Genomic DNA, 21,797 nt, shown 5'->3' with positions numbered 1-21,797 from the left:
CATTTTGCATTAATCTAAGCCCTTGCTATACAAAGGGATTTTGGATATAAAAAAGGACTTCACCCCAACTTGGAGAAGTTTTTTGGTGACGAAACCAAAACACTCAAGAGGAGGAAGCCCCTTTTGTATATTCTCCAAGAAAGTCTATTTTCCTTTGAGGAGCTTCAAAAAATCGAATCGAAAGAACGACTGCCTATCTTTTTTAGTGCACTGGACTTACGACCGTATGCGAGGCAATTGAGAAACCCTTCACCCCGAGGAGCGGATGGGCACTGCCGTCAAGGCATTCTTCGCGCATTACTCGCGGCTCCCTTAGAGAACATCGATACGTTCACCGGCCTAGCGCGTAGACTGGAGTTTGACCTTCGTTTCCGTTACCAATGTGGACTTCGGCTGGACATCTTCGCCCCTTCGATCTCTACGTTAAGCCGGGTTTTTGCCGACTTGACTCGCAAAAACCTCGCCCAGCAGTTGTTTGAGGATCTTGTCGCTCAGTGCCAAGAAGCTGGAATCCTAGGCGGCACTCATGTCGCCATCGACAGCGCAGCCATTCACGCTTACGAGAAAAAAGAACCTAAGCGAAAAAGCGAACTCACCGGCAATGCCAATTGGGGAGTAAAACTCGATGCGTTTGGCAACAAAGTTAAGTGGTTTGGCTATAAGCTGCATCTGGCCGTCGATACGAAGAGTGAACTTCCGATTGCCCTAAACGTTACACCTGCTCATGTGAATGATGGCGATGAGGGACCTACACTCATGAAGCGAACCGTCGAACGATTCAAGCCTCGTTTTTTCATGCTGGATGCAGGATATGACCAAATGAAAAACTACGAAACGGCTCGCAGCGTCAAGGCCCAAGCGATTATTCCAATGAATCCGCGGAATGAAAAGGAACCCCCTGCAGGTATGACAAGCAAAGGGACACCTTGCTGTTCGATGGGGTTTCCGATGACGTATTGGGGACAGGAAAAGGAACGTTTGAAGTTTCGTTGTCCACACGCTACGGGGAAAGTGGATTGTCCTTTAGGCATGACGGCTTGCTCCACTTCCAATTATGGGATGGTGGTCAAGGTCGACACTCAGCAAGACCTTCGCCGCTATGCAATGCCGCACCGAGAAAGTCGGGGCTGGAAGGAACTCTACAACAAGCGAACCAGTGTAGAACGCTGTAATTCTCGAATGAAGACCTATCTAACCGCAGACCAATTGCATGTTTGGGGTATTCAAAAAGTTACGACTCACCAATATTTGAATGCCATTGTGCTGCTTGCTTCTGCGCTCGCTGTATCGAGACAAAGAGTCGTAACTGCCGCTTAAATTTAGCCTTTCCGCAAATTCTGCCCGTCTGTCCATTTTTGCTCTTCTTTTCTCAAAACCTAAATTTATCATGCAGTATAGCCTTATCTTTTTCCTGGAAATGAATTATGCAAAATGCTCATGTTAAAAAACACTTATATGCATTTTTTTGCTGTTGCCTAATAATTGAGTTACAGCCGTTCCCATAGTATGGAAAAACGGCTGTAATAAAGTCTATCCTCTTTTCCTAATATTAAATACAGTCATAAAGATTAGGCTTAGTGTTAGTGAAATAAAGCCCCCAATCCATCCTATTAGAGGTGCATATTCAAAAAAACTTTTCCCTAGAAGAGTGAATAGAAAAAAAATAATAGCCAAAATATTAAAAGTTATTACCACTCTTTTGATTTTCATAATTCATGTCCTTCCCTAGATCAATCACATTGTGCTAAACAATAACCAACTGCTGCGCCTGCACCGATATCGGCTGCTGCTAAGCAGGCATAACAAGCTAACCCTGCAGTAGCAGCACATCCAGCAGCACATAAAATTCCTAAAACAGTAATAGCCCAAGCAGCTACTCCTTGAGAAGCTAAACAATTATTCATACATGACCAAAAACTTTGTATTCCGACTTTTGGAGCAAGATCGATTTTACTACCATCAGGTAGATACTTATAACCAGAAATAATTTTTCCAGTTTCACTAACTTGAGCATCAATTTTCGTTACTCCATTAATTTGAATAATGGAATGTACTTGACCGTTCTTATTTTTCAATCCAAGGATCAGTTGTGTCTCAAGTACTTCTCCATCACTATTAATTGTAATAATATAGTTGCTGCTATTTTCTCCACCCAGTAAAGGATAATATACAAAATAAAACTCTGAATCAAAGCTACTCACTTTTAAAATATGTTTTTTCTCCATATCATAACTGAGCTTTTTGGAAAACTCTTTATGCATTTGGATTAAACCTTGTTCGAGAGCACCACTTTCATCAACCTGTTGATAAATTTGGCTAGCGATATCTTGATTATTCTCAATTCTTGTAAATACCTGATCCTCGTCTGCAGAAGCAGCAGTTACTTTGGCACTTTGGGATAAGATGCTAGTACATAAAAAAATAATTGCTACAAGTGACACAAAACCTTTAGAAAAGCCCTTAGAAATTCTGAACAATCACACCATCTCCTAAAATATAGTATTTTATAACATAAAAAACCATATCATTTTTTAGGCAATTATGTCAATTAATAAATTTATTATCAAATAATCAATTCAGAACCAATATCACAACTTTTTTTGACAAAGAATAAAGAAGAATATTCACTCTAAAGTGTGTACTCCCCTTTTTTTAAGTAACCAGGATTTGCAGATGTTTTTCCATCTCTAACCCCGTTTTTTCTCCGTTTGATCTTTTATCGCTAATTTTGGTTTTGAGCTAAAAAAGTCTTATAAATAAATTGCGGGACATGCCTGTCGAGTCATTTTCCTACTATATGTAATTAATTTATTGAAATGAATTTTTTCCTTCACTTGCCCGGCCTCTGCTTCTTCTTCTGGAGTGAATGCAAAATAACCCCGCACAGCGGGGCTGGGTCTATACATGAAGCATTCATAATAAGTAAAAATTCGCCACCTAATTTTCAGATGAAGCCAACTATTCTGAATAACTTAATTTCGCCGAAACTGCCCTCAGCGCGATAGATAGCCCGAATTAGATGACGTTTTTTCTGACTAATAGCAGCATATCCTAAACACATAGAATTTAGGTGGCAAAAATCAAGCTAAATTCCGCACTACCCGTCGCTATTCTTCATGACCTGCTGAACGATTATTTCAGTGCACTGCTCCACACTATCTGTAAAAATATCCACCTCAACATCATACACTTCTTCGACGAACGCCAGCTGCTCCAGCGCCTGTCCGATCCGCCGGTCTCCCCGTTCCCGTTCTCTGCGCGCAAGCTCTTCCGGCGGACAATGGACACCGACCCGCAGCAACGGATACTCAGCCAGGCATTCCGCAAAATCTGCTCTGCTGAAGGCATTATCAATTACCGTATCCAGTACAAGATTAATCCCTTTATCCGCAAACATCGCAATTGTCCGGTGATAAAAATAAGCTGTCTCTACCGGTATCAGCCGGTTATTATGACGGTCCTCCATCTGCTCAATCACAAGATCGAAATCATCCACACTGAAATGAAAATAATCCTAAATCTTTCTGGTAATAATATGTGTAAAAATAGCAATGTCCCTGTACGGGCTCTGCCTGCCGACCGCAAGCTCCAGCTGCACCATCCGGTTATGCCAGTCCTTATCCTGCTTCACTTCATTATCAGTAATATATCCGTACAGATTATGTATCCCAAAATGCCCTGCAATCTCATAGCCTGCACTGCTTAGCCAATGCGCCAGCTGTTCGTAAGAATCACAGTATAATCAGTCTGAATCAGTCCGCTGTACTCCTGACTGTTGCCGATAGCGGCCAGTGCACTGTCCGGGTCCTTGTTCAGAATGGCCTTTTTCATCACCTCGGCTGCCGGATTATGGGCAATCAGCGACAGATACCCCCCCCGCCTGCTGGCAACCGGCAATCAACTCGAGAAACCGCTGCGGATCTTCCGTATATTCAAGAATGTTATGGCAAAAGCTCCACTCGAACGTCCCCAGCCCGCCGGCTACCTGCTCAAATGAATCATTAATGTAGCGGGCATCCGGGTGTAGTGCAAATAGGCTTCGATTGATGCTGAAAAGGCAGCTGTTGTGTTCACATTCCTACTCCTTTCTTTCTGCATCAGATTTTTTAATCTATCGTTTTCAAGACCTCATCTTCAACACTTAGCTTTCTACTCGATACAATCACCGAAGAAGCCATCTCCTGTTTATCGCTCAAAAGCCGGTGTACAATTTCCTCAACAGTCCCCTGTTTTGTCAGACGACTCACGTCGGCAACAATGGGATAATAGACATAAACCGGCCTTTCCTGGCCAATCCGATAAGCACGGTCTGTAGCCTGGTTCTCTACCGCTGGATTCCACCAGCGTGTGTAATGAATGACATGATTAGCGGAAGTTATTGTGAGCCCCGTCCCCGCCGCCTTCGGTGATAAAATCATGGCGTCAAAACCTTGTTTCCCGTTAAATAGATCAACCTGTTCCTGTCTACGATCTGTCATGCCGTTAATAATCATCGGGTTTATTTCAAAACAATCACGGATGGTTTTGCGCAAAATCTCCTGCATTTTAATATATTCTGAAAAAATAAGTACCTTCTCACCCTTGTCTCTTGCTTTACGTATAATTTCAATGGTTTCTTTCAGTTTGGGAACCTGTTCGTAAGGTATATTCATAAATTGGTCAGCCACAAGAGCAGGATGGGAACTAAGCGCTTTAAGCTTTTGAATAGCCTGCAGTCCATCCATTGCCTTATTGCGGACCAACGTGATTACTTCACTGTATAATTTCGCCTGGTCTTTACCCAAAGGCACTTTTGTCATAACAGACTGCTTAGGCGGCAACTGATCTCCCAATTCTTCTGATTTGGTACGCCGTTTATATACCATGGAAATACGTGCAAGCAACTGTTGCTCCGTTTGTATGTCTCTTGTTTCACTATCCAGTTTGTTTACAAATTCCTCTTTAAACTCTCTTAAACTCCCAAGCAATCCTGGCTGTACATAATCCATAATAGACCACAATTCACTTAATCCATTCTCTACCGGCGTTCCTGTCATAGCCAGACGGAATTTCGATTTCATAGCCTTCAATACCTTGGAAGCGGCTGTTGAAGGATTCTTAATAGCTTGAGCTTCATCGCAAATAATGGCCTGCCAGTCTACTTGACCGAAAATCAGCTGGTCTTTAGCTAAGGTATGGTAAGTGGTGACTGTAATGCCATTACGCTTGAGTACTTCTGCATCTTTCACACGTTCTCCTCCACGGTGAAGATACAACAAATGCAGCAATCCAGGGGCAAACTTACGTATTTCTTTCTCCCAATTGTCCATAAGCGTTTTGGGAACAACGACTAATGTAGGAGTGAGACTATTTATTTCCTGTAGATACGAAAGAAAAGAAATAACCTGAATGGTCTTCCCTAAACCCATATCATCCGCCAGTAATCCGCCGAGCTTACGGTAATGTAATGCTTTCATCCATACATAACCATCCGTCTGAAACGGCTTTAATGTTGCCTTCAAGTCCGCAGGAGGTAGTTTGCTGAAAATCCCAAGATCCTGCATCTCCTGCTGTGCTTGTAAAATGGGTTGATTATACTCCAACTGTCCTATGTTCTCAAAAATCTCAAGAACATAGGGTAGTTTAGTAATATCTACAAGACTGTTGGCAGAAAACAGCTCACTTTTGGCCTTCTCCATAGATTCTGCAAAACCCTCAGCATTTTGTGGAAGCTTTAGCCAGTTCCCGTTCCATTCAATGAATTCTTCACCGCTCTGCTGGGCCTGGTTGATAAGATTAAGCATTTCAGGAGCTTCCCATATCTGCCCCACTTCGCCATTCTCATCCTGTGCAGAGAAACCAAAATCGAGTTCAAACCAGCCTCTTTCCTGTTCAGAAGCATGTACAAACGGCTGCGCCCGGTACACACGGATTCCCAGCGACTTGACCCGTTCACCAAACAGAGCCAGGTCGAGTCCCTCCATTTCCGGCAAATAAGCTTCCGGGTTCTCGGCAAATTTAGGAATGTCTGCTCCTTTAATACGCGGCAATTGTCGAATTCGCTGTGCATTTTCGACAACGGACGGTTTGACGAACACTTTTCGCTGCTTATCATCCATAGCATAGCGACTGGAATTAGCACTCATATCAGCCAGCAGTTCAGGTGCAACATGATCTGAGGACCCATATTCAGGAGCAAAAGTGATTGCTTTTTGATCATAATTCAGAGCAATATCCACCTTATCAACAAATAAGTACTCCTGATGCTGGAGGTAGTCATCCATTGCATAACAATTCCTAACAGCCGTAGCTCTTACCTCTGCAACATAGGTGAAAATGTTATCCCGGTCTAACGGATTAGGTGCTTGATCAATCAGCCGCTGAAATTGATATTGCTCGGCATCCATGAGAAGTGTTTGCTGATTTGGGAGGATAATCCACGGACCCACATTCTTGGCAGTCCTCTCCAAATGCGCCCATTTTTCATGTTTTTTTTCGAGTACGAACTTAAAATGCGGGCTGCCTACCGCACTTTCATGCCCCAGCTTAAGTTCCAAACGCACAGGTTGCGGAATATCCAATCTCTCCCGTAATTCATGCGGAATACCTGCAAACTTTTCATAAGATAAACAGTAGCTGTCTCCCCGCTTCTCCAGGAATTCCTCATACCACAAATCCTCCAGCAATTCGAGAATATCAGCATGTGCAAGTTGCCGGAGTTCAGATATCCGTAAATTTAATGGAAAATGCAGCGTCTGGCTCTCACGGGTAATCCGGTAGTCGATTCCGTCCGGGACCAGTTTCCGATTAATATCAACTTGGGGTAACAAAGCCCCCTCGGATGTACCTTTTCTTCTGTTTAAAAAACCAAACATCCCCGCCATTTTAGGTTCTCCTCTTAGAATTCTCCGTTTAAGTATTCTCTCATAGAATCATCGAATCTGCTCTGCCAGCCACCCCGATGATCCAGTTTCCTGATAAACAACGGAATACCCTGCTCATATGAATACGGTACTTTAAACATACCCTCTCTATTTTGCTGGCTTCTGCTATTAATAAAGGCTTTTGAGCGGCTCATTGGATGAATGAAACGGTCAAACCCTTCTCTATGATAGAAATATGCCGCTCCTATATTTCCATATTCAACAATTACAAATTCTTCAAAGTAAATGAACGCGATCATCGGATCCTGGATGAGTTCCACATCGCTCATATAATCAATAAATCTTTTCCAATAATTCAACCGCTTGTTATCCTGATCTTTTTCAAAAATGATTTGCAGTTTTCTTTGAATAAGCCATCGCTGTACTTGACGTATTGACCCCTCATTCAAAAATTGCCAATCAGTTAATCGTTCCCGGGGATCTCTTAAACGCTCCACAGCCTGCTGGACTATTGTGGTATGGAACTGGGTATAATCCCTGTTTTCAAAATAAATCCGCATCAGTTGTTTGTACTCATCCATTGAATAATTATTAAGGACTCTAACTATAAACGTTGTACCTTCCCGCTTAATAAACTCATCAGAACTTAGTGCCTTTTTTAAAACATCATCCATTAATAAAGATTCAAGATTAGATTCTTTTTCTATTCTTAACGAATGGAAGGCATTATCGAGTTTTATTCCAGCCATTAGAACAGCATATACCAGTCCTTCAGCCAATCCATTATTATGGTTAATTGCACTTTCCATATAAGCTTGCAGTTTTTCATCCAACATAAGAAAACCGAAAGAATCCACTTCATAAATCAGGCTGAGGAGATCCTGGACAGCCGAACTATCCACCTGATGCTGAAAAATATTCCATGCTGTTTTGCCGACTACTGCCGAGTATCTCGCGGTCAAAATCCGGTTAATCTTCGCCAAGGTTTCCGGACTCTCCTCCGGAAAAGGATAGTCATTATAAATCAGCATCAATACTTCCATCTTCTTCAGGTTTTGAGCCAGTTCTGTTAGATGATCGAAATCGGTTGAACGAATGACTTCAAGCAGCCGGGGAAGGATAAGCTTCCCTCTATGCTTTATAATAGCTGCCTCCCGATTCTTAAACTTCTTCTCCAGCTTATCTCTTTCTTCTACTAATAATCTTGGTTTAAAAGAAAAGTCATAAAAAAACTGGTTAATTTCCATTAGTTTCACCTAATTGCTGCAGCTGATCAATCATTTGATCATCCTTTAGACGGAACTTAAATTCTACACGTCTGGATTTTTCCGGATCAATAGTGCTATCTTGCTTCAAAATAGGGATACTAAAGGAGCGGCCATTGGCCGTAATAACACCCTTAAGTTCCTCTTTAAATGGAAAGTCAGGAAAACCAGGCTGGAATACTTCCTGCACAACTGATAATGCCCTGTCTTGCGACAATTTCAAATTATACAAATAGCCCCCTGCCGTGTCCGTATGACCCTCTACAATGATTTGGGAGATTTCTCCCCGAAAACGGTCGGACAGCAATATCTGAATATATTGCGGGATAAACTGCTGCAAGTATGATCGTCCGTCAACGGATACCTGACTGCTATTGGTATCAAAAAATACTCCTCCGGAAAACCGGATCGCTCCTGTCTGTGGGTCTACTTCTAAAGCAAGATCGGAATCTGCGAAAGCAGCAATTAATTCCTGGATGATCTGTGACTTTACCCCTACTACATCCGCAATCATTTCATTGGTTTTGTTTATAGCTGCCTCTTTTTCAATTACTGCAGCCTCTTTCTCTTCATATGCAGACTGCGTGTTAAATATAGTAACCATAAGAACCAAGGCGAAAATAACAAGCAGAGCTGACATTAAATCCGTATATGATACCCAAAAGCTTTCCTTCTCACCCTCATGTACCCGCGACATTTGCCGTTCATTTCGAACTACTCTAGCCATAATATATCAGCACCTTATTCTATAGTTACAGGATTAATCAGCCGTTTGGACTGGCGGTTTATTTCATTGACTGCCTGCTTTAGTGTCTGCATGGCATCCGGAAGGTCGATCAATCCTTCTTGTATGGCATCGACACCACTAGCCAGATGCTGGACTGATTTAGTAAGCTCCTGATCGAATTGTGTAAATGTATTTTGTAAACCGCGGTGCATATCATCAGTAAATTGATTCATTGAGGTTTCAAGATGCTTGTTCGTTTTTGCTAATGATTCACTTGCTGATTCCCATACAAAACGTAAGGATTCAACACGTTCATCCATACCTGAAATTTGCTCCACCAGTGTTTCCTGCAGCCGGTCAGATACATCATCTATTTCTCTGCGTTCTTCCTGAATACTTTGGAACAGGATTTGCAGATCTTCCTGCAGGTTAACAAAAGTCTCATTATTGTTAGTAAACTTATCAAAGATTGCTTCCAGTTCAAGATTTGACCTTTGGCTAAGTTCCGCCTGTTTGGACAAGCTTCCCGCCAGCGTCTGCTGACTTTGTGTAATATTTAGAATGTGCTGCAAGCTTTCATCAAACCGGCTCTGGAATGTAAGCTGCTGCTCGGTATGATTATGTATTGAATCTACATTTTCTTTCAAAGTACCCAGGTGTTTGTCAAAATAGTCGTTAAATATTTGCCGCTCTTCTATCATTTTATTTAATAATTCCGAGGTAACGGACTGTGTCTCAATATTTTTTTCTGAGGCATCGTTTAGAACGGATACGCTTTTCTCCAGAACACTCTGATAATCCGTTATTCTTTCGGTATAATTATGTATTTGTTCAGCAAGAGTTGTAGTTTTGTTTGCCATGTCAGCCTGCCCAGCTGCTGATTCCTGCATAGCTTGCACTAAAGCCGACATATCAAAATGAACCTTCTGCTGCCATTCCAGAGTTAAATTTAGCGTCTCACCTAAGTTTTTCATATGGTCGCCGGTCAGTTCATTTAACTGGGTTACAAATTGATTGACCATTTGCTGCATGCCATGCGACTGATTAAGCGAGGTTGACTGCATCAGATCCGAAACGATCTGCTGGGTCTGCTCCATCTGCGGAGCTATCGCTTGCTGGATTGAACTCGCCACACCGTTAACCATATTTGGAATTAACACTTCGGACAAAAAGGATTGGAAATCCTGCATTTGCTTCTCTTGTCTTTGATCCAGACTGAACAGCAGTGTGCTCTGATCCTGCGTCGGAAATGCCTCGTCCAGACTCCGTCTGATTATGCCAAATGACTTCGTTAAAGTAGGATAGAAGTATCCTTTATCTAGCCACTGCCAGACAAGAGCCAAACCAATACCACAAATCGAAGATAAAAATTTCACCTGCATACCTTGCAGTAATCCATCTATACCAGCTTGCATAGCTGCAGAACCATCATTCATACTCAGATTGGATACACCAGTTGCAATTCCGATAAATGTACCGATTATGCCCATGGACAGAAATATTCCACCAACGATCTCCGCAAATTTTCTTTTACCAAATTCATTTACAAACTGCTCTTCAAATAAAAACTCATATACATCAGGTGTATACGGGGTTCCGTTTTGTCTATACTCCATATATTTTTTGTAATAATGCTCCCAGGCAGGGGCCAGGCATTTCTTTATGTATGGAATACTGCTGCTGTTCACCCATTCCGTGAATGTTGTGATTTTTTCTGCTTCATCAGATATCTCTTCTAATTCCTTGATCTTTAATTCAATTTCTTTCGCTGCTTTTTTGCTTGATTTATACGGAGAAAATACTTTTATACCGCATATCACAAAAATTGTTACCATAGCTCCTATATAGAATCCGTAAAACAAAGGTGACACCAAAAACTCTTTCATTATTAACCTCCATTTTAAAAAAATACTAATTTTAGCTAGACTAAAGTCCCAGGTTGGGATATTTATGTAGTTCTATCTTATTATATATAACAACTCCTTTATTTCCAATGTGTTATATTAATTTTGGAATAAAAAAAAGCGCTGTTTCCAGCGCCTTCATAATTACGGCTCCCGCGGGGCCTCAAACGTATGCCCGCAGTTCGGACAAAACCGCGCATCCGCCGGCACAGTGCTGTTGCAGTCTTTGCATATTTTCACATCACCCAGTGCAGAAATCTGCTCCAGATTGGCTTCAATTTCCGCTTTCAGCGCAAGAATACGGCTCATGTTTACCGCATAAGCATCAGTTGGCAACGGTGAGCCCTGAAGGGTGGCTTCAAACAGCTGTTTGCCCATCGCTTGATACTGCTTGTCGATTTCACTTTGCTTGCCGCTGTTCTGCAGTTTGAGGCGGTTTACCTCTACAACAGTCTTGGCTTTGTTGCCCGCCTCGCTTACCCCTGCCTTGAACTTATCAAAAAAACTCACTTGGCATCCCTCATTTCCTCTGATCATGTCGCTTATCTGTAACAATCGTCAGGAAGCGCGCTTCCCTGCTATATTTATTCATGAATGCACCACAATAGCCCAGACAACCCCGCGCTACAGCCTGCATATTAATTGTATAAACCACTCTATCCTTCCTTCATCATAACGTATCTATACAACTTTTAATATTTTTATCCTATTGCTGGACTGCATCTGGAAGATAAATTATAGTAGCATGAGGAATAATTTGTAAAAAGGACGTGGGCCTGCTGATGCTGACTGCACTGATCACCGCTGTACTTATAGCATTCTCCTTTAAAATCATTGAACTGCTCATCGGACTATTCAGCAAGCATCATATACGGTTCGCCGTTTATTACTGGGGAGCTCTGCTTATTGCCTTGAGTCTGTTCATCAAGGACAATTTTGTCTACAACCTGCCGCATGATTTTCTTGCCGTACTGCCGCTGTGTCTTCTCATTCTGCTCATTAACGGACTGGTAGCCAGACGCTCCGGCTATTCACCCAGAGGCCGCTTCAATACCATTAATTTTATTATCGCCTATCCTGTACTTGAGGAGATTGCCTTCCGGGGGCTGGCGCTGCCTGTGCTTGCCCATAATGAAACCTTTGGTGCCTTGTCCGGGCTGGAGCTTGGATATGGCCTGATTCCACAGCTCAGCCTGGCGGTGATTATTACGGCCGTTCTGTTCGCGGTCTCCCACCTGCAGTACTATAAGCTCAATGCCGAAAGCATCCGGTTCATGGGGTTTGCGCTGAGCGGCGGACTGTTCTTCGGGCTTGTCGCACAGGCGACAGAGTCAATCCTTTTAACCATTTTAATGCATATATCCTTTAACGCTTCCGCGGCACTATATTCTTATAACAAGAGAAAGCTGGCTAAACAAGTAGAAACGGCCATGCCGTCCTTCAGAGAAGGCGGTAACCGTTTCTGCGAGAAATATAAGGATTATTGATAGCGTAAAACATACAAATTCTTATATTTTAAAAAAAGAGTACCGCTCATCACCTACAGAGCCAGTGCCTCTTCTGTAATTCTTCTGATATCCACCGGAGACAACGTCTCCTCGTTCACCATATCCGGCAGGATCTCTGCCAGGAAATATTCCACGCATTTCAGGTCAATGTTCTTGATCTTGATCAGCGCGTTGCGGTACATGACCACAAATTCCTTCTCCGTGTTGCCCCGCTGCATTTCCGCAAACGCCTCATACACCTGATCCATTTTATCCGCAACCTCAAGAATCAGCCCCTCCAGCGACTCATCCTTGCCCTCACGCAGCTGCTGGACGAAGATGCTTTTGAATTCCTCCGGGATATGCTCCTCAATAAAGTTATGGATCATCCCTTCCTCAACCTGCTGGATCAGCGACCGCAGCTGCAGCGAGGAATGCTTCACCGGCGTTTTGATGTCCCCGATAAAAATCTCGCCATAATCATGGCTGCTCGTAATCTCGTAAAGCTTTTTCCAGTCGATCACCGCACCGTTTTTCTCCTCAATATCGGCCAGCGTTTTGGCGTACTGTACGACCTTCCAGGAATGGGCAGCTACGCTATGCTCCTCGAATTTGAATTTACCCGGGCAGCGGATAATCCGCTCCAGCTCATTCAGTGAACGAAAATACTTATGAATCCCCACAGGCCAGTCCTCCTTGTTCTTCATAGTCTTTGCAGGAAAGTCAGTTCATTTCATTGAGATCGGGAGGTAGAGCTACTCATAGTATAGGCCGGGAATGTTAAGCGGGAATTTAACCGGATGGCTTCTTATGTTAACCCCCCCCCACAAAGTGAGGCCTCTCATGGATGCTGACTCAGGTACTTTGCGGGGACCCCGAAAATGTATAAAGAAGCTGGCAAGGCTGGCCTGACCAGCTCCGGCCCCGCCTTTTTGCGGACCCCGTCCCCGCCTTAGGTCTGGATTCAAAAACAGTCCCCGGTCCGTTTTGCGCAGCTTCAAATCGCCGTACAATTAACACATAGATAACGGATATTGAGAAGAGGCCTTCGGGTGTATCCATAACAAGAGAGGAAGATTATGAATGAAAAAATTGTACCGTTCCACCACAGACAAAATGCTTACAGGCTTGTGCGGAGGGCTGGCCCGCCACTTTAACCTGGATACCACCCTCGTTAGACTGCTTGTTGCTGCCGCTGCATTCTTCAGCTTCGGCACTGTCCTGGTCATCTACATTATCGCCAGCATCATTATTCCAAAAGAGACCTACGGCAACGGATTTACAGATAGTTTTGACCACTATTAATCGAAAAAGCGTTATAGGTTAACGTTTAGATCAGACAATCCCAATCCCAATCCCAATCAAATTCAAATCAAATTCAAATTTAAAGGAGAAATGAACATGAGCAGCATCTTTAATCGTATTACAACTTTGACTAAGGCGGCTATCCACGAAGGACTGAACAAGCTGGAGGATCCGGTTCTGCTGACCGGCCAATATCTGCGCGACCTCGATGACAAAATCAGCAGCGCCGAAAGCAAACAGCGTGAGCTGAAAGTAACAGCAAGCGTGCTGGAACGCCGCAAAGCCGAGTATCTGGTACAGGCAGACAGCAGTGAAGCTGCAGCAATCCAGGCGATGAGCGAAGGCAATGAGCCTGCGGCCAGAGTTGCAGTGGAAGCCAAGCTGCGCTATCTGGAAAGCGTGCAGGAGACCGAAACCATTCTGGAAGAAACCCTGCAGGCCCTGGCTGCCCTTGAAGTTAATCTGCAAAATGCCAAAGCAGAGCACACCCGGCTGAAAGCCAAAAGAGCTGAGCTGGCCGAACGCGCCCGCAAAGCGGCAGAAGCTAACAAACGCGCAGCGCAAAACAGTGCAGCATCATCTTACCCGGGAGCCCCGGTACGCGGCCACGTAATCAACGCTGGCGCTGCCACCCGCGGCTTTGAGCGGATGGAAGACAAGATCAATGAGTGGGAAGCACAGGCTGGTCCTTTTGCTCAGCCTGCCGCTCCTGCCATCGACCCTGCGTTGCAAGGCGCAGTGGAAGCCGAACTAGCCCGCCTGCGCAGCAAGCAGTCGGACAGCAGCAAATAAGCTTGGTTAAGCAAGCATTCTATTCCAGGTAAATAAGCAGCGATCCCCGGGTTATCCGGGGGTCGCTGCTTTGCGTTGCAGGCAGATAGGCAACCGTTATATCAATGATCGTTACGAAAAATTACAGGAATATCAGCACCCGGCTGTAACGGACACAGGAGGCGTTATTTTGCGAAATTTCCGGATTTCCGCTGGCTAACGGACTCAGATGACGCTATCTGCCCATTTCATCTGCAATCTACAGCATTTCGCACCTGTTAAGGTCACTGGAGTCCGTTACATTTCCGCGGCGCACGTAATTCCGGAAATAACGTCTGCACGGTCCGTTAGACACATCACATCCCAAATTACTGTTTACTTCATCACCTTTCTATATTTCCTACGCTACTCTATCTCTCCACATATCCAAAAAAGGAGACCCCGGCAGCCGCTACCCGGCTCCCGGAATCTCCCTTCCATTACACATTCCATTCAACTGTGTTCCATCACAAGTCGCACCCATATTCGCACACCATGCACCAGCATGTCTTCATCAATGTTGAACTGCGGCTGATGGATCGCATGCGTAATCCCCTCAGCTGCATTGCCGCAGCCGATAAAGGCAAACGCGCCGGGTACCCGGTCAAGATACCAGCCGAAATCCTCCCCGGCGAGGTTGGGCTGGCTCAGCAGTATAGCCTGCGCTTCACCCAGCACTCCGCGGGCTGCCCGAAGCATCCGCTCCACTGCCGCAGCGTCGTTAACAACAGCGATGCCCTCGCGCAGCTCCAGAAGGTAATCACCGCCGTGAGCCCCGGCCGCCGCTGAAGCATGGCGCCGCAGCCCTTCAGTGATCGCGGCCACCGCTGACTTCGAGAAGGCCCGGAACGTCCCGGTCAACTCGCTGTGATCAGCGATCACATTAACCGCCGTGCCGGCTTGCAATGTACCGAAGGCCAGCACCGCCGCTTCCTGCGGGTCAATCTGATTGGCCATCAGGCCGTTGACGCCGGCTATGAACTGCGCTGCCATCTGAATCGCATCCGCCGCCTTATGCGGGACACTGTGATGTCCGGCTGTGCCCTGGAACTCCACTTTGAAATGACTGGAATCCGCCATTGCATAATGCGGATGAATGCCCAGCATTCCTGCCGGAAGCTCCGGCATCACATGCAGCGCATATGCGTAGTCGGCTCCCTCCAGAATGCCGGCTTCGATCATATCGCGTCCGCCGGAGAATAGTCTGCCGTCCAGCGGACTTTTAACCGCGCCTTCCTCAGCAGGCTGAAAGACGAACACTACTGTTCCGGCCAGCTGTTCCCGGAAAGCAGCCAGTGTTCTGGCCGCCCCCAGGAGCATGGCGGTGTGGGCATCATGGCCGCAGGCATGCATGATGCCGGCATTCACTGACTTATAAGGCAGCTCATTCTGCTCCTGTATCGGGAGTGCATCCATATCAGCCCGCAGCAGAATGACCGGTCCGCTGCCCGCCAGCCCCTGCAGCGTACCAACAACGCCCATCCCGAAATGCCTGCCGACATTCCGCTGAACGGTAAGTCCCCATTCCTCCAGAAGTCCGGCGACGATCCCAGAGGTGCGGGTAACATCGTACAACAGCTCCGGATGAGCATGAAGGTCACGGCGGATTGCCGTGACCTTCTCCTTTAACTGTCCGGCATAGCTCATCATAGCTTCCAAATCCGGAGTACCGGGCATCAGAGTGTCACCAGTAACTTCCAGATTGCCAGTATCCATATTAACCATGCGACTTATAATCCGCCTTCAAATCTGTCCTGCCGGTTGCGAAGCCTTGACGTAACGGTTCTCCGGCACCGGAATCCCCAGATTGCCGCGCAGGGTGTCGCTCTCATATTCTGTGCGGAACAGTCCGCGTTCCTGCAGAATCGGCACGACCCGGTCCACGAATTCTTCCAGCCCGTTCGGAACAGCAGCTGCGATCATAAATCCGTCGGCGCCGCCGGATTCAAACCACTGCTGGACCTGGTCGGCCACCTGCTCCGGTGTGCCAATGAAGCTGCTGCGCGGCGTAGCCGACTGCAGAGCTACCTGACGCAGCGTCAAGCCGCGTTCCCTGGCATCCTTTTTGATTTTGTCCGTGCCGCTCTGGAAGCTGTTTCGACCCAGTTCACCGACATCCGGAAACGGCTCATCCAGCGGATACTGCGAGAAGTCATGATGCTCGAAGAATCTGCCCAGATAATTCAGCGCATTCTCAATGGTTACAAGTCCGGCAACCTCCTGGTATTTACTTTCTGCTTCCTCCGGAGTATCACCGATAATCGGTGCAATGCCCGGGAAAATCAGAACTTCATCCGGGTTGCGGCCGAACGAAGCGATCCGCGCCTTAACATCGCTGTAGAATGCCTGCGCGTCTTCCAGCGTATCATGCCCGGTGAAGATCGCATCTGCTTCCTTTGAAGCATAGTTTTTGCCGACCTCGGATGAGCCTGCCTGGAACACTACCGGCTGGCCTTGTTTCGAGCGGGCAATGTTCAGCGGTCCCTTCACGGAGAAGAACTCTCCCTGATGGTTCAGCGTGTGCATTTTTTGCGGATCAAAAAAGATACCGGCTTCCTTGTCACGGACAAAAGCATCATCCTCCCAGGAATCCCACAAGCCGCGTGTCACCTGCAGATATTCCTCGGCGATGCGGTAGCGTTTGCCGTGGTCCGGATGCTCTTTTTTGCTGTAGTTGGAGGCAGAGCCCTCCAGCGGTGAAGTCACCACATTCCAGCCGGCCCGGCCGCCGCTAATGACATCAAGCGAGCCGAACTGGCGTGCCACTGTAAACGGCTCACTGTAGGAGGTGGACAATGTGCCGACCAGACCGATATGGGTGCTGACACCAGCCAATGCACTAAGCAGCGTAAGCGGCTCGAACCGGTTCAGGAAATGCGGAATGGACTTTTCGTTGATATACAGGCCGTCTGCGATAAAGATCAGATCCAGCTTGCCTTCCTCCGCTTTTTTCACCCACTCCTTGTATAACTCAAAGTTCACGCTTGCGTCCGGCTTGGCATCCGGATGACGCCACATCGATGTGCTGCCGCCCACCCCGTGCAGCAGTGCGCCCAGCTTCAGTTGTTTTGGTTTGGCCATGATCGTTCCTCCTTAAAGTTTTGATAGCATTTACTTCATTGAAATTCTTCGCAAAACTCGCTTCGGAAGCATACGCTTAGTTTTGATAGCATCCGCTTCATTGAAATTCTTCGCAAAACTTGCTTCGGAAGCATACGCTTAGTTTTGATAGCATTATCTTCATTGAATTTCATTTTGCAGACGTTCACTGGAAGGGTTAAGTGGAAAATTGCCAGCTATTTCTTAGAATGACTGTGGGAAATGAGGATAGTAATTGGATAAACAACACTTCATTTTGCTGTTTTGTAACGTAAAGGTGCTTTAGAGCCACATTAAGTGCCGAATTCACAACTATTCATTAGAAATCAAGAGAAATAGAAGAAATAAGCAGCAAAAATCCAACTAGTTTTTACGGACCCACCGTCCCTGGAAAATTTTAAAGAAAGCACTTGTTTCGCCTGCCACGAAAGCATAGAAGCGTCACTGCACCAATGCCGCAGCCGCCGCTCCCTGCTTAATCCGCTCAATCTGGGCCAGATGGTTCTGCACATGGTCGATGAAGCCGCGGACGATGTCGCTGATTTTGACCGTGTCGCCCCTGAAATTAATGCCGCTCAGCTCCCAGTCCTCGGCAGCCAGCCGGCTGAGCAGCAAGCTGTTATAGTGCAGCAGACTGCGGAACAGTTCTAATATATCAGCCGCGTTACCGTCATTCGCATACTGGCCGCTGACCCAGGCATCCTGATTGAAGGCCGGCAGCTGCGCTGTCGTGCCTGCAAGGATATCACGGATGCGGAACGACACCACAATGCTGTGATCCGCCAGATGAGCCAGCACCTCAGTGACACTCCAGATCCCCGGACCCGCCTTCCATTTCAGCTGCTCCTCCGTTAATCCGTCTGTAGCCTGCACCAGCTGCAAGTGTGTGTTCAAGTAAGCTTTGAGTTGTGTGCTGCTCATGTAATCCCCTCCAAGGTAAGTCCTGCCTGCGGATAATCAGGCGGTAGCAAAGCGTGATAAGGCAAAAGGACTGATATTATGACTCGTAGTACCAACGATAGCCAAGTCCGCAAGAATCTCTCCAACCACACTGGAAAATTTAAACCCGTGCCCCGAGAAGCCTCCGGCGATCAACACATTGGAGTAAAGCGAATGGCGGTCGATGATGAAATCCTCATCCGGTGTATGCTCATATTTGCAGACAGAGCCTTTCAGCAGCCGTCCGGCCGCACCGGGCATGTAAGCTTCCAACACGCGGCGGAGGTCTCCTTCATCGCTCTCTTCACTTCCGAACGGCCTGAGCGGCTCGCCCGGCTTCCATTCCTGTCCGGTATCATGCCGGCCGATCTTCAGGCCTGATCCGCCTATGCTTGGAAAGCCGTAGTAACCGCCTTCTTCCGCGCCAAGCGTAAAGCCGGGAAAGCTCCCGGCAGCATAATCAGTGCTGCTCTCAAACCAGCCGACCACCTTGCGCACTGCCTTGATCGGCAGCTGCACAAACGGCGCCAGCCCGCTGAACCAGGCTCCGGCGCTAAGAATAGCGCTCGCCCCGTGAATATCGCCGCCGGCTGTATGGACAGTTACGCTGCCTTCGCGGGCCGTCACGTTCAGCACCGGCGTGTCTGTCAGCAGCTCCGCGCCGTGCATCAGAGCCAGCTTGCGGTAGGCGGTGATACAGCGCTCGCTGTACAAATAACCGGCCTCCGGCTCATACATCGCCGTAAAGGATTCCGGCAGCGTAAGCCCCGGCCAGCGCCGCCGGATTTCTGCGGCTTCCAGCAGCTCGGCCCGAACCCCGCGCTGCTGTGCTTCTGCCACTCGTCCGCCGAAGGAATACACCTTGCGGTCTGCAAGGTTAAGCACGCCCGAGCGGACCAGCAGCTCTGAACCGCTGAGCTGCTCGGCTTCCCGCCACAGCGCATCCGCCCGCAGAGCCAGGCCGATATAGGCCGGATCACCGCTGTAAGCGTGGCGGATCAGCCGGGTATCCCCGTGATGGCTGCCCTCCGTGTGCGGCGGATCAAAAGCATCGACCAGCAGCACCTTTACTCCGCGCCGGGCCAGCTCATAGCCGGCGCTCATGCCCATTGAGCCCGCGCCAACGACAATGACATCGTAATGCGTATGTTCTGCTATGATTCAGCACCCCCGTTTACGGCGTAGTACGCTATAGAACGCACAGCCGTCTCTGCAAGGAACCTTGCAGCCACCGGCAGCGCCTGCTCATCCAGATTAAACGCCGGATGATGCCATTCCCGACTGCCGCTTGTGCCGACGAATACGAACAGTCCCGGCACCTCGCGCTGGTAATAGGCAAAATCCTCCCCGGCCGGAGAAGGCACTGGCTTCACAGCCTGATATCCAAGCGCTTCAGCGGCTTCAACCCCAAGCGCAGCCAGCCCCTCGTCGTTGATTACCGGAGGCGGCCCTTCAATCCAGCGGACCTTAGCCGTTGCGCCCAGTGCTGCAGCAACTCCGGAAGCCACTTGCTCGAAGCGCTCCAGCACCTTGGTGCGCACCGCTTCATCAAAGGTGCGGACCGTGCCTTCCAGCACGGCTTTTTCCGGAATTACATTCCACGAATTGCCGCTGTGGATTTGCGTCACACTGACAACCGCGCTGTGCAGCGGGCTGACATTGCGGCTGACAACCGACTGCAGGGCAGTCACAATATGTGCCGCTGCTACAATCGGATCAATAGCCGCTTCAGGTACAGCTGCGTGCGAGCCGCTGCCCTTCACCTCAACGGCGAACCCGTCCGCGGCGGCCATCAGCGGGCCGCCGGTAATGCCGATCGTGCCGACCGGCAGGTCGGGCTTGTTATGCAGCCCGATTACGGCGCGCACCTCCTGCAGCGCCCCGCTGGCAATCACCCGCTGCGCGCCCTGCGCCTTCTCCTCCGCAGGCTGGAGCAGCAGGCGCACCGTTCCCGGCATCCGCTCCTCCTGCTGCTTTAACAGATAAGCGGCGCCGAGCAATGCCGCCGTATGAAAATCATGCCCGCAGGCATGCATTTTGCCGGGAAACAGGGATGCATACTCCGCACCCGTCTCCTCTTGAACCGGCAAGGCATCAATATCGGCCCGCAGGGCGATAACCGGACCGGGCTTGCCGCTTCCGATCTCTGCGATTACGCCGGTTGCCAGCCCGTAATCCAGAATCTTAATTCCCGCCTGTGTAAGCTGCGAAGCAATATATTGGGTAGTCTCATATTCTTCATTGGACAGCTCCGGGTGCCGGTGCAGATGACGGCGGATCCCGGTTAATTGTTCTCCAAGCGCTTCCGCGCTCAGCTCTGCAGCTTTGCTTGTCATATGCAGGCCCCTTCCTCATGTCATTTTCTTTGTTTTTAAACTCTAAGCCTCCGCCGCCACCTCAGCCAATGCCTCGCTCAGCAGCTCGAACGAGCGGAGCCGCTTGTCAAAAGGCTGCACATTCGTCGTTACAATAAACTCATCGACACCGGATGCCTCGGACAGTGCCAGCAGCTGCTCGCGGACGGATTCCTTCGTCCCCTTGGTAATCTCAGGCTCCCGCTCCTCGATGGTATAAGCTTCCTTAGCCTGGCGGGTGAATTCCTCCGCCTGCTCCCGGGTAGCCACCGTCAGCGTTTTGCCGCTCTCCAGCGTAATCCGGATCAGCTTGTGCGCGCCTGCCAGCTCCTTCGCCTCTTCCTCGGTATCCGCAGCGATCAGCGAGAGCGCAATAATTGCCTGCGGCGCTCTGCCCTCCGCAGCTGCAAACCCGCTGCGGTAAGCACGGATCGCTTCCAGCGCCACAGCCTGATCGCCGTTAATGAACAGCGAGAACACGTATGGCAGCCCCAGTTCAGCAGCTATCTCTGCACTGCTTACACTTGCACCGAGCACATACAGCTCAGGTGCCGTAACAGGCAGCGGCCCTGCTTTCAGCCCGGCCAGCGGATGCTCTTCCCCGAGCCGGTTATGTACATACTGCTCGAGCTCGACGATTTTGTCCGTCAGGGTAGCCGTATCCGTCTTTCCCTGCTGCAGTGCCTGAGTGCTGCGCGGCAGACCGCCCGGAGCGCGTCCTACTCCAAGATCCACCCGGCCCGGAGCCAGCGAGGCCAGCACATTGAAATTCTCAGCCACCTTGTACGGGCTGTAATGCTGCAGCATAATGCCGCCGGAGCCGATCCGGATCGATTCTGTTTTGGCGAGCAGATGCGAGATCAGCACCTCCGGGGAGGAGCCGGCTACCTGCTCGGAATCATGATGCTCGGAGACCCAGAAGCGGCGGAAGCCCAGCTTTTCGGACAGCTGCGCCAGCTTGACCGTATGGCGGAATGCTTCCTCCGCCGTTTCTCCCGGATAGATCGGGCTTTGATCCAGTACGCTGATGGTAATAGCCATGAT

The 21,797-nt window shown here is 48.2% G+C and carries 19 protein-coding genes; 4 read left to right on the top strand and 15 right to left on the bottom strand.

What is annotated here, in order from left to right; genetic code table 11:
- Nucleotides 1-123: 123 nt before the first annotated feature.
- Entirely contained in the window at nt 124-1,317 is a 1,194-nt protein-coding gene (locus NST84_RS06715; RefSeq protein ID WP_342562212.1) for a transposase, read from the top strand.
- 413 nt (nt 1,318-1,730) lie between these two features.
- On the opposite strand, the gene NST84_RS06710 is transcribed toward NST84_RS06715, so the two are convergent.
- The 8 genes from NST84_RS06710 to NST84_RS06675 all read right to left on the bottom strand — a co-directional run bounded on the left by NST84_RS06710 (nt 1,731) and on the right by NST84_RS06675 (nt 11,269).
- On the bottom strand, nt 1,731-2,477 hold the full coding sequence (locus NST84_RS06710) for a hypothetical protein (RefSeq protein WP_342564838.1): 747 nt from the start codon (nt 2,475-2,477) through the stop codon (nt 1,731-1,733).
- A gap of 620 nt (nt 2,478-3,097) precedes the next feature.
- On the bottom strand, nt 3,098-3,496 hold the full coding sequence (locus tag NST84_RS06705; RefSeq protein WP_342564837.1) for a hypothetical protein: 399 nt from the start codon (nt 3,494-3,496) through the stop codon (nt 3,098-3,100).
- A 206-nt stretch (nt 3,497-3,702) separates the two neighbouring features.
- Entirely contained in the window at nt 3,703-3,897 is a 195-nt protein-coding gene (locus NST84_RS06700; protein ID WP_342564836.1) for a hypothetical protein, read from the bottom strand.
- Between the two features lie 209 nt (nt 3,898-4,106).
- The gene (locus tag NST84_RS06695; protein WP_342564835.1) at nt 4,107-6,863 is read right to left on the bottom strand and encodes a DEAD/DEAH box helicase; all 2,757 of its coding nucleotides are present in this window, start codon (nt 6,861-6,863) and stop codon (nt 4,107-4,109) included.
- 14 nt (nt 6,864-6,877) lie between these two features.
- On the bottom strand, nt 6,878-8,110 hold the full coding sequence (locus tag NST84_RS06690) for a hypothetical protein (RefSeq protein WP_342564834.1): 1,233 nt from the start codon (nt 8,108-8,110) through the stop codon (nt 6,878-6,880).
- Nucleotides 8,100-8,855 carry an OmpA family protein gene (locus NST84_RS06685; protein WP_342564833.1) on the bottom strand — a complete coding sequence of 252 codons (756 nt, stop codon included), beginning with the start codon at nt 8,853-8,855 and terminating at the stop codon, nt 8,100-8,102. Before NST84_RS06685 ends, NST84_RS06690 begins: the two co-directional genes overlap by 11 nt.
- A gap of 14 nt (nt 8,856-8,869) precedes the next feature.
- Nucleotides 8,870-10,741, bottom strand: a complete 1,872-nt coding sequence (locus NST84_RS06680; protein WP_342564832.1) for a hypothetical protein — start codon at nt 10,739-10,741, stop codon at nt 8,870-8,872.
- 162 nt (nt 10,742-10,903) lie between these two features.
- Nucleotides 10,904-11,269, bottom strand: coding sequence for a zinc ribbon domain-containing protein (locus NST84_RS06675; RefSeq protein ID WP_342564831.1), 366 nt, complete (start codon nt 11,267-11,269; stop codon nt 10,904-10,906).
- A 260-nt stretch (nt 11,270-11,529) separates the two neighbouring features.
- Between NST84_RS06675 and NST84_RS06670 the strand changes: the two genes are divergently transcribed.
- The gene (locus NST84_RS06670) at nt 11,530-12,246 is read left to right on the top strand and encodes a CPBP family intramembrane glutamic endopeptidase (protein WP_342564830.1); all 717 of its coding nucleotides are present in this window, start codon (nt 11,530-11,532) and stop codon (nt 12,244-12,246) included.
- 53 nt (nt 12,247-12,299) lie between these two features.
- Here NST84_RS06670 and NST84_RS06665 read toward each other — a convergent pair whose 3' ends face one another.
- Complete coding sequence (locus NST84_RS06665) at nt 12,300-12,929, bottom strand: YfbR-like 5'-deoxynucleotidase (protein WP_039870832.1); 630 nt, start codon at nt 12,927-12,929, stop codon at nt 12,300-12,302.
- A 400-nt stretch (nt 12,930-13,329) separates the two neighbouring features.
- Here NST84_RS06665 and NST84_RS06660 point away from each other — a divergent pair, with 400 nt between their 5' ends.
- Both NST84_RS06660 and NST84_RS06655 read left to right on the top strand, forming a co-directional pair.
- Entirely contained in the window at nt 13,330-13,551 is a 222-nt protein-coding gene (locus NST84_RS06660) for a PspC domain-containing protein (RefSeq protein WP_342564829.1), read from the top strand.
- A gap of 96 nt (nt 13,552-13,647) precedes the next feature.
- On the top strand, nt 13,648-14,343 hold the full coding sequence (locus NST84_RS06655; RefSeq protein WP_342564828.1) for a PspA/IM30 family protein: 696 nt from the start codon (nt 13,648-13,650) through the stop codon (nt 14,341-14,343).
- A gap of 471 nt (nt 14,344-14,814) precedes the next feature.
- Here the strand turns inward: NST84_RS06655 and NST84_RS06650 are convergent, their stop codons facing one another.
- The 6 genes from NST84_RS06650 to NST84_RS06625 all read right to left on the bottom strand — a co-directional run bounded on the left by NST84_RS06650 (nt 14,815) and on the right by NST84_RS06625 (nt 21,794).
- The gene (locus NST84_RS06650) at nt 14,815-16,077 is read right to left on the bottom strand and encodes an amidohydrolase (protein WP_342564827.1); all 1,263 of its coding nucleotides are present in this window, start codon (nt 16,075-16,077) and stop codon (nt 14,815-14,817) included.
- Between the two features lie 27 nt (nt 16,078-16,104).
- Nucleotides 16,105-17,442, bottom strand: coding sequence for an LLM class flavin-dependent oxidoreductase (locus NST84_RS06645; RefSeq protein WP_342564826.1), 1,338 nt, complete (start codon nt 17,440-17,442; stop codon nt 16,105-16,107).
- Nucleotides 17,443-17,901: 459 nt separating this feature from the next.
- A complete protein-coding gene (locus tag NST84_RS06640; RefSeq protein WP_342564825.1) occupies nt 17,902-18,381 on the bottom strand; it encodes a DinB family protein in 480 nt (159 codons plus the stop codon).
- Between the two features lie 36 nt (nt 18,382-18,417).
- The gene (gene solA / locus NST84_RS06635; RefSeq protein WP_342564824.1) at nt 18,418-19,509 is read right to left on the bottom strand and encodes an N-methyl-L-tryptophan oxidase; all 1,092 of its coding nucleotides are present in this window, start codon (nt 19,507-19,509) and stop codon (nt 18,418-18,420) included.
- A 44-nt stretch (nt 19,510-19,553) separates the two neighbouring features.
- Nucleotides 19,554-20,735 (bottom strand): amidohydrolase, encoded by a 1,182-nt coding sequence (locus NST84_RS06630; RefSeq protein WP_342564823.1) that lies wholly within the window; start codon nt 20,733-20,735, stop codon nt 19,554-19,556.
- Nucleotides 20,736-20,777: 42 nt separating this feature from the next.
- Complete coding sequence (locus NST84_RS06625) at nt 20,778-21,794, bottom strand: LLM class flavin-dependent oxidoreductase (RefSeq protein ID WP_342564822.1); 1,017 nt, start codon at nt 21,792-21,794, stop codon at nt 20,778-20,780.
- Between the last annotated feature and the right edge of the window lie 3 nt (nt 21,795-21,797).

Source organism: Paenibacillus sp. FSL R7-0345 (assembly GCF_038595055.1).
Taxonomy (GTDB): Bacteria; Bacillota; Bacilli; order Paenibacillales; family Paenibacillaceae; genus Paenibacillus_AQ.
Note: the sequence above shows the minus strand (reverse complement) of the source record. Positions and strands in the feature narration are given on the sequence as shown.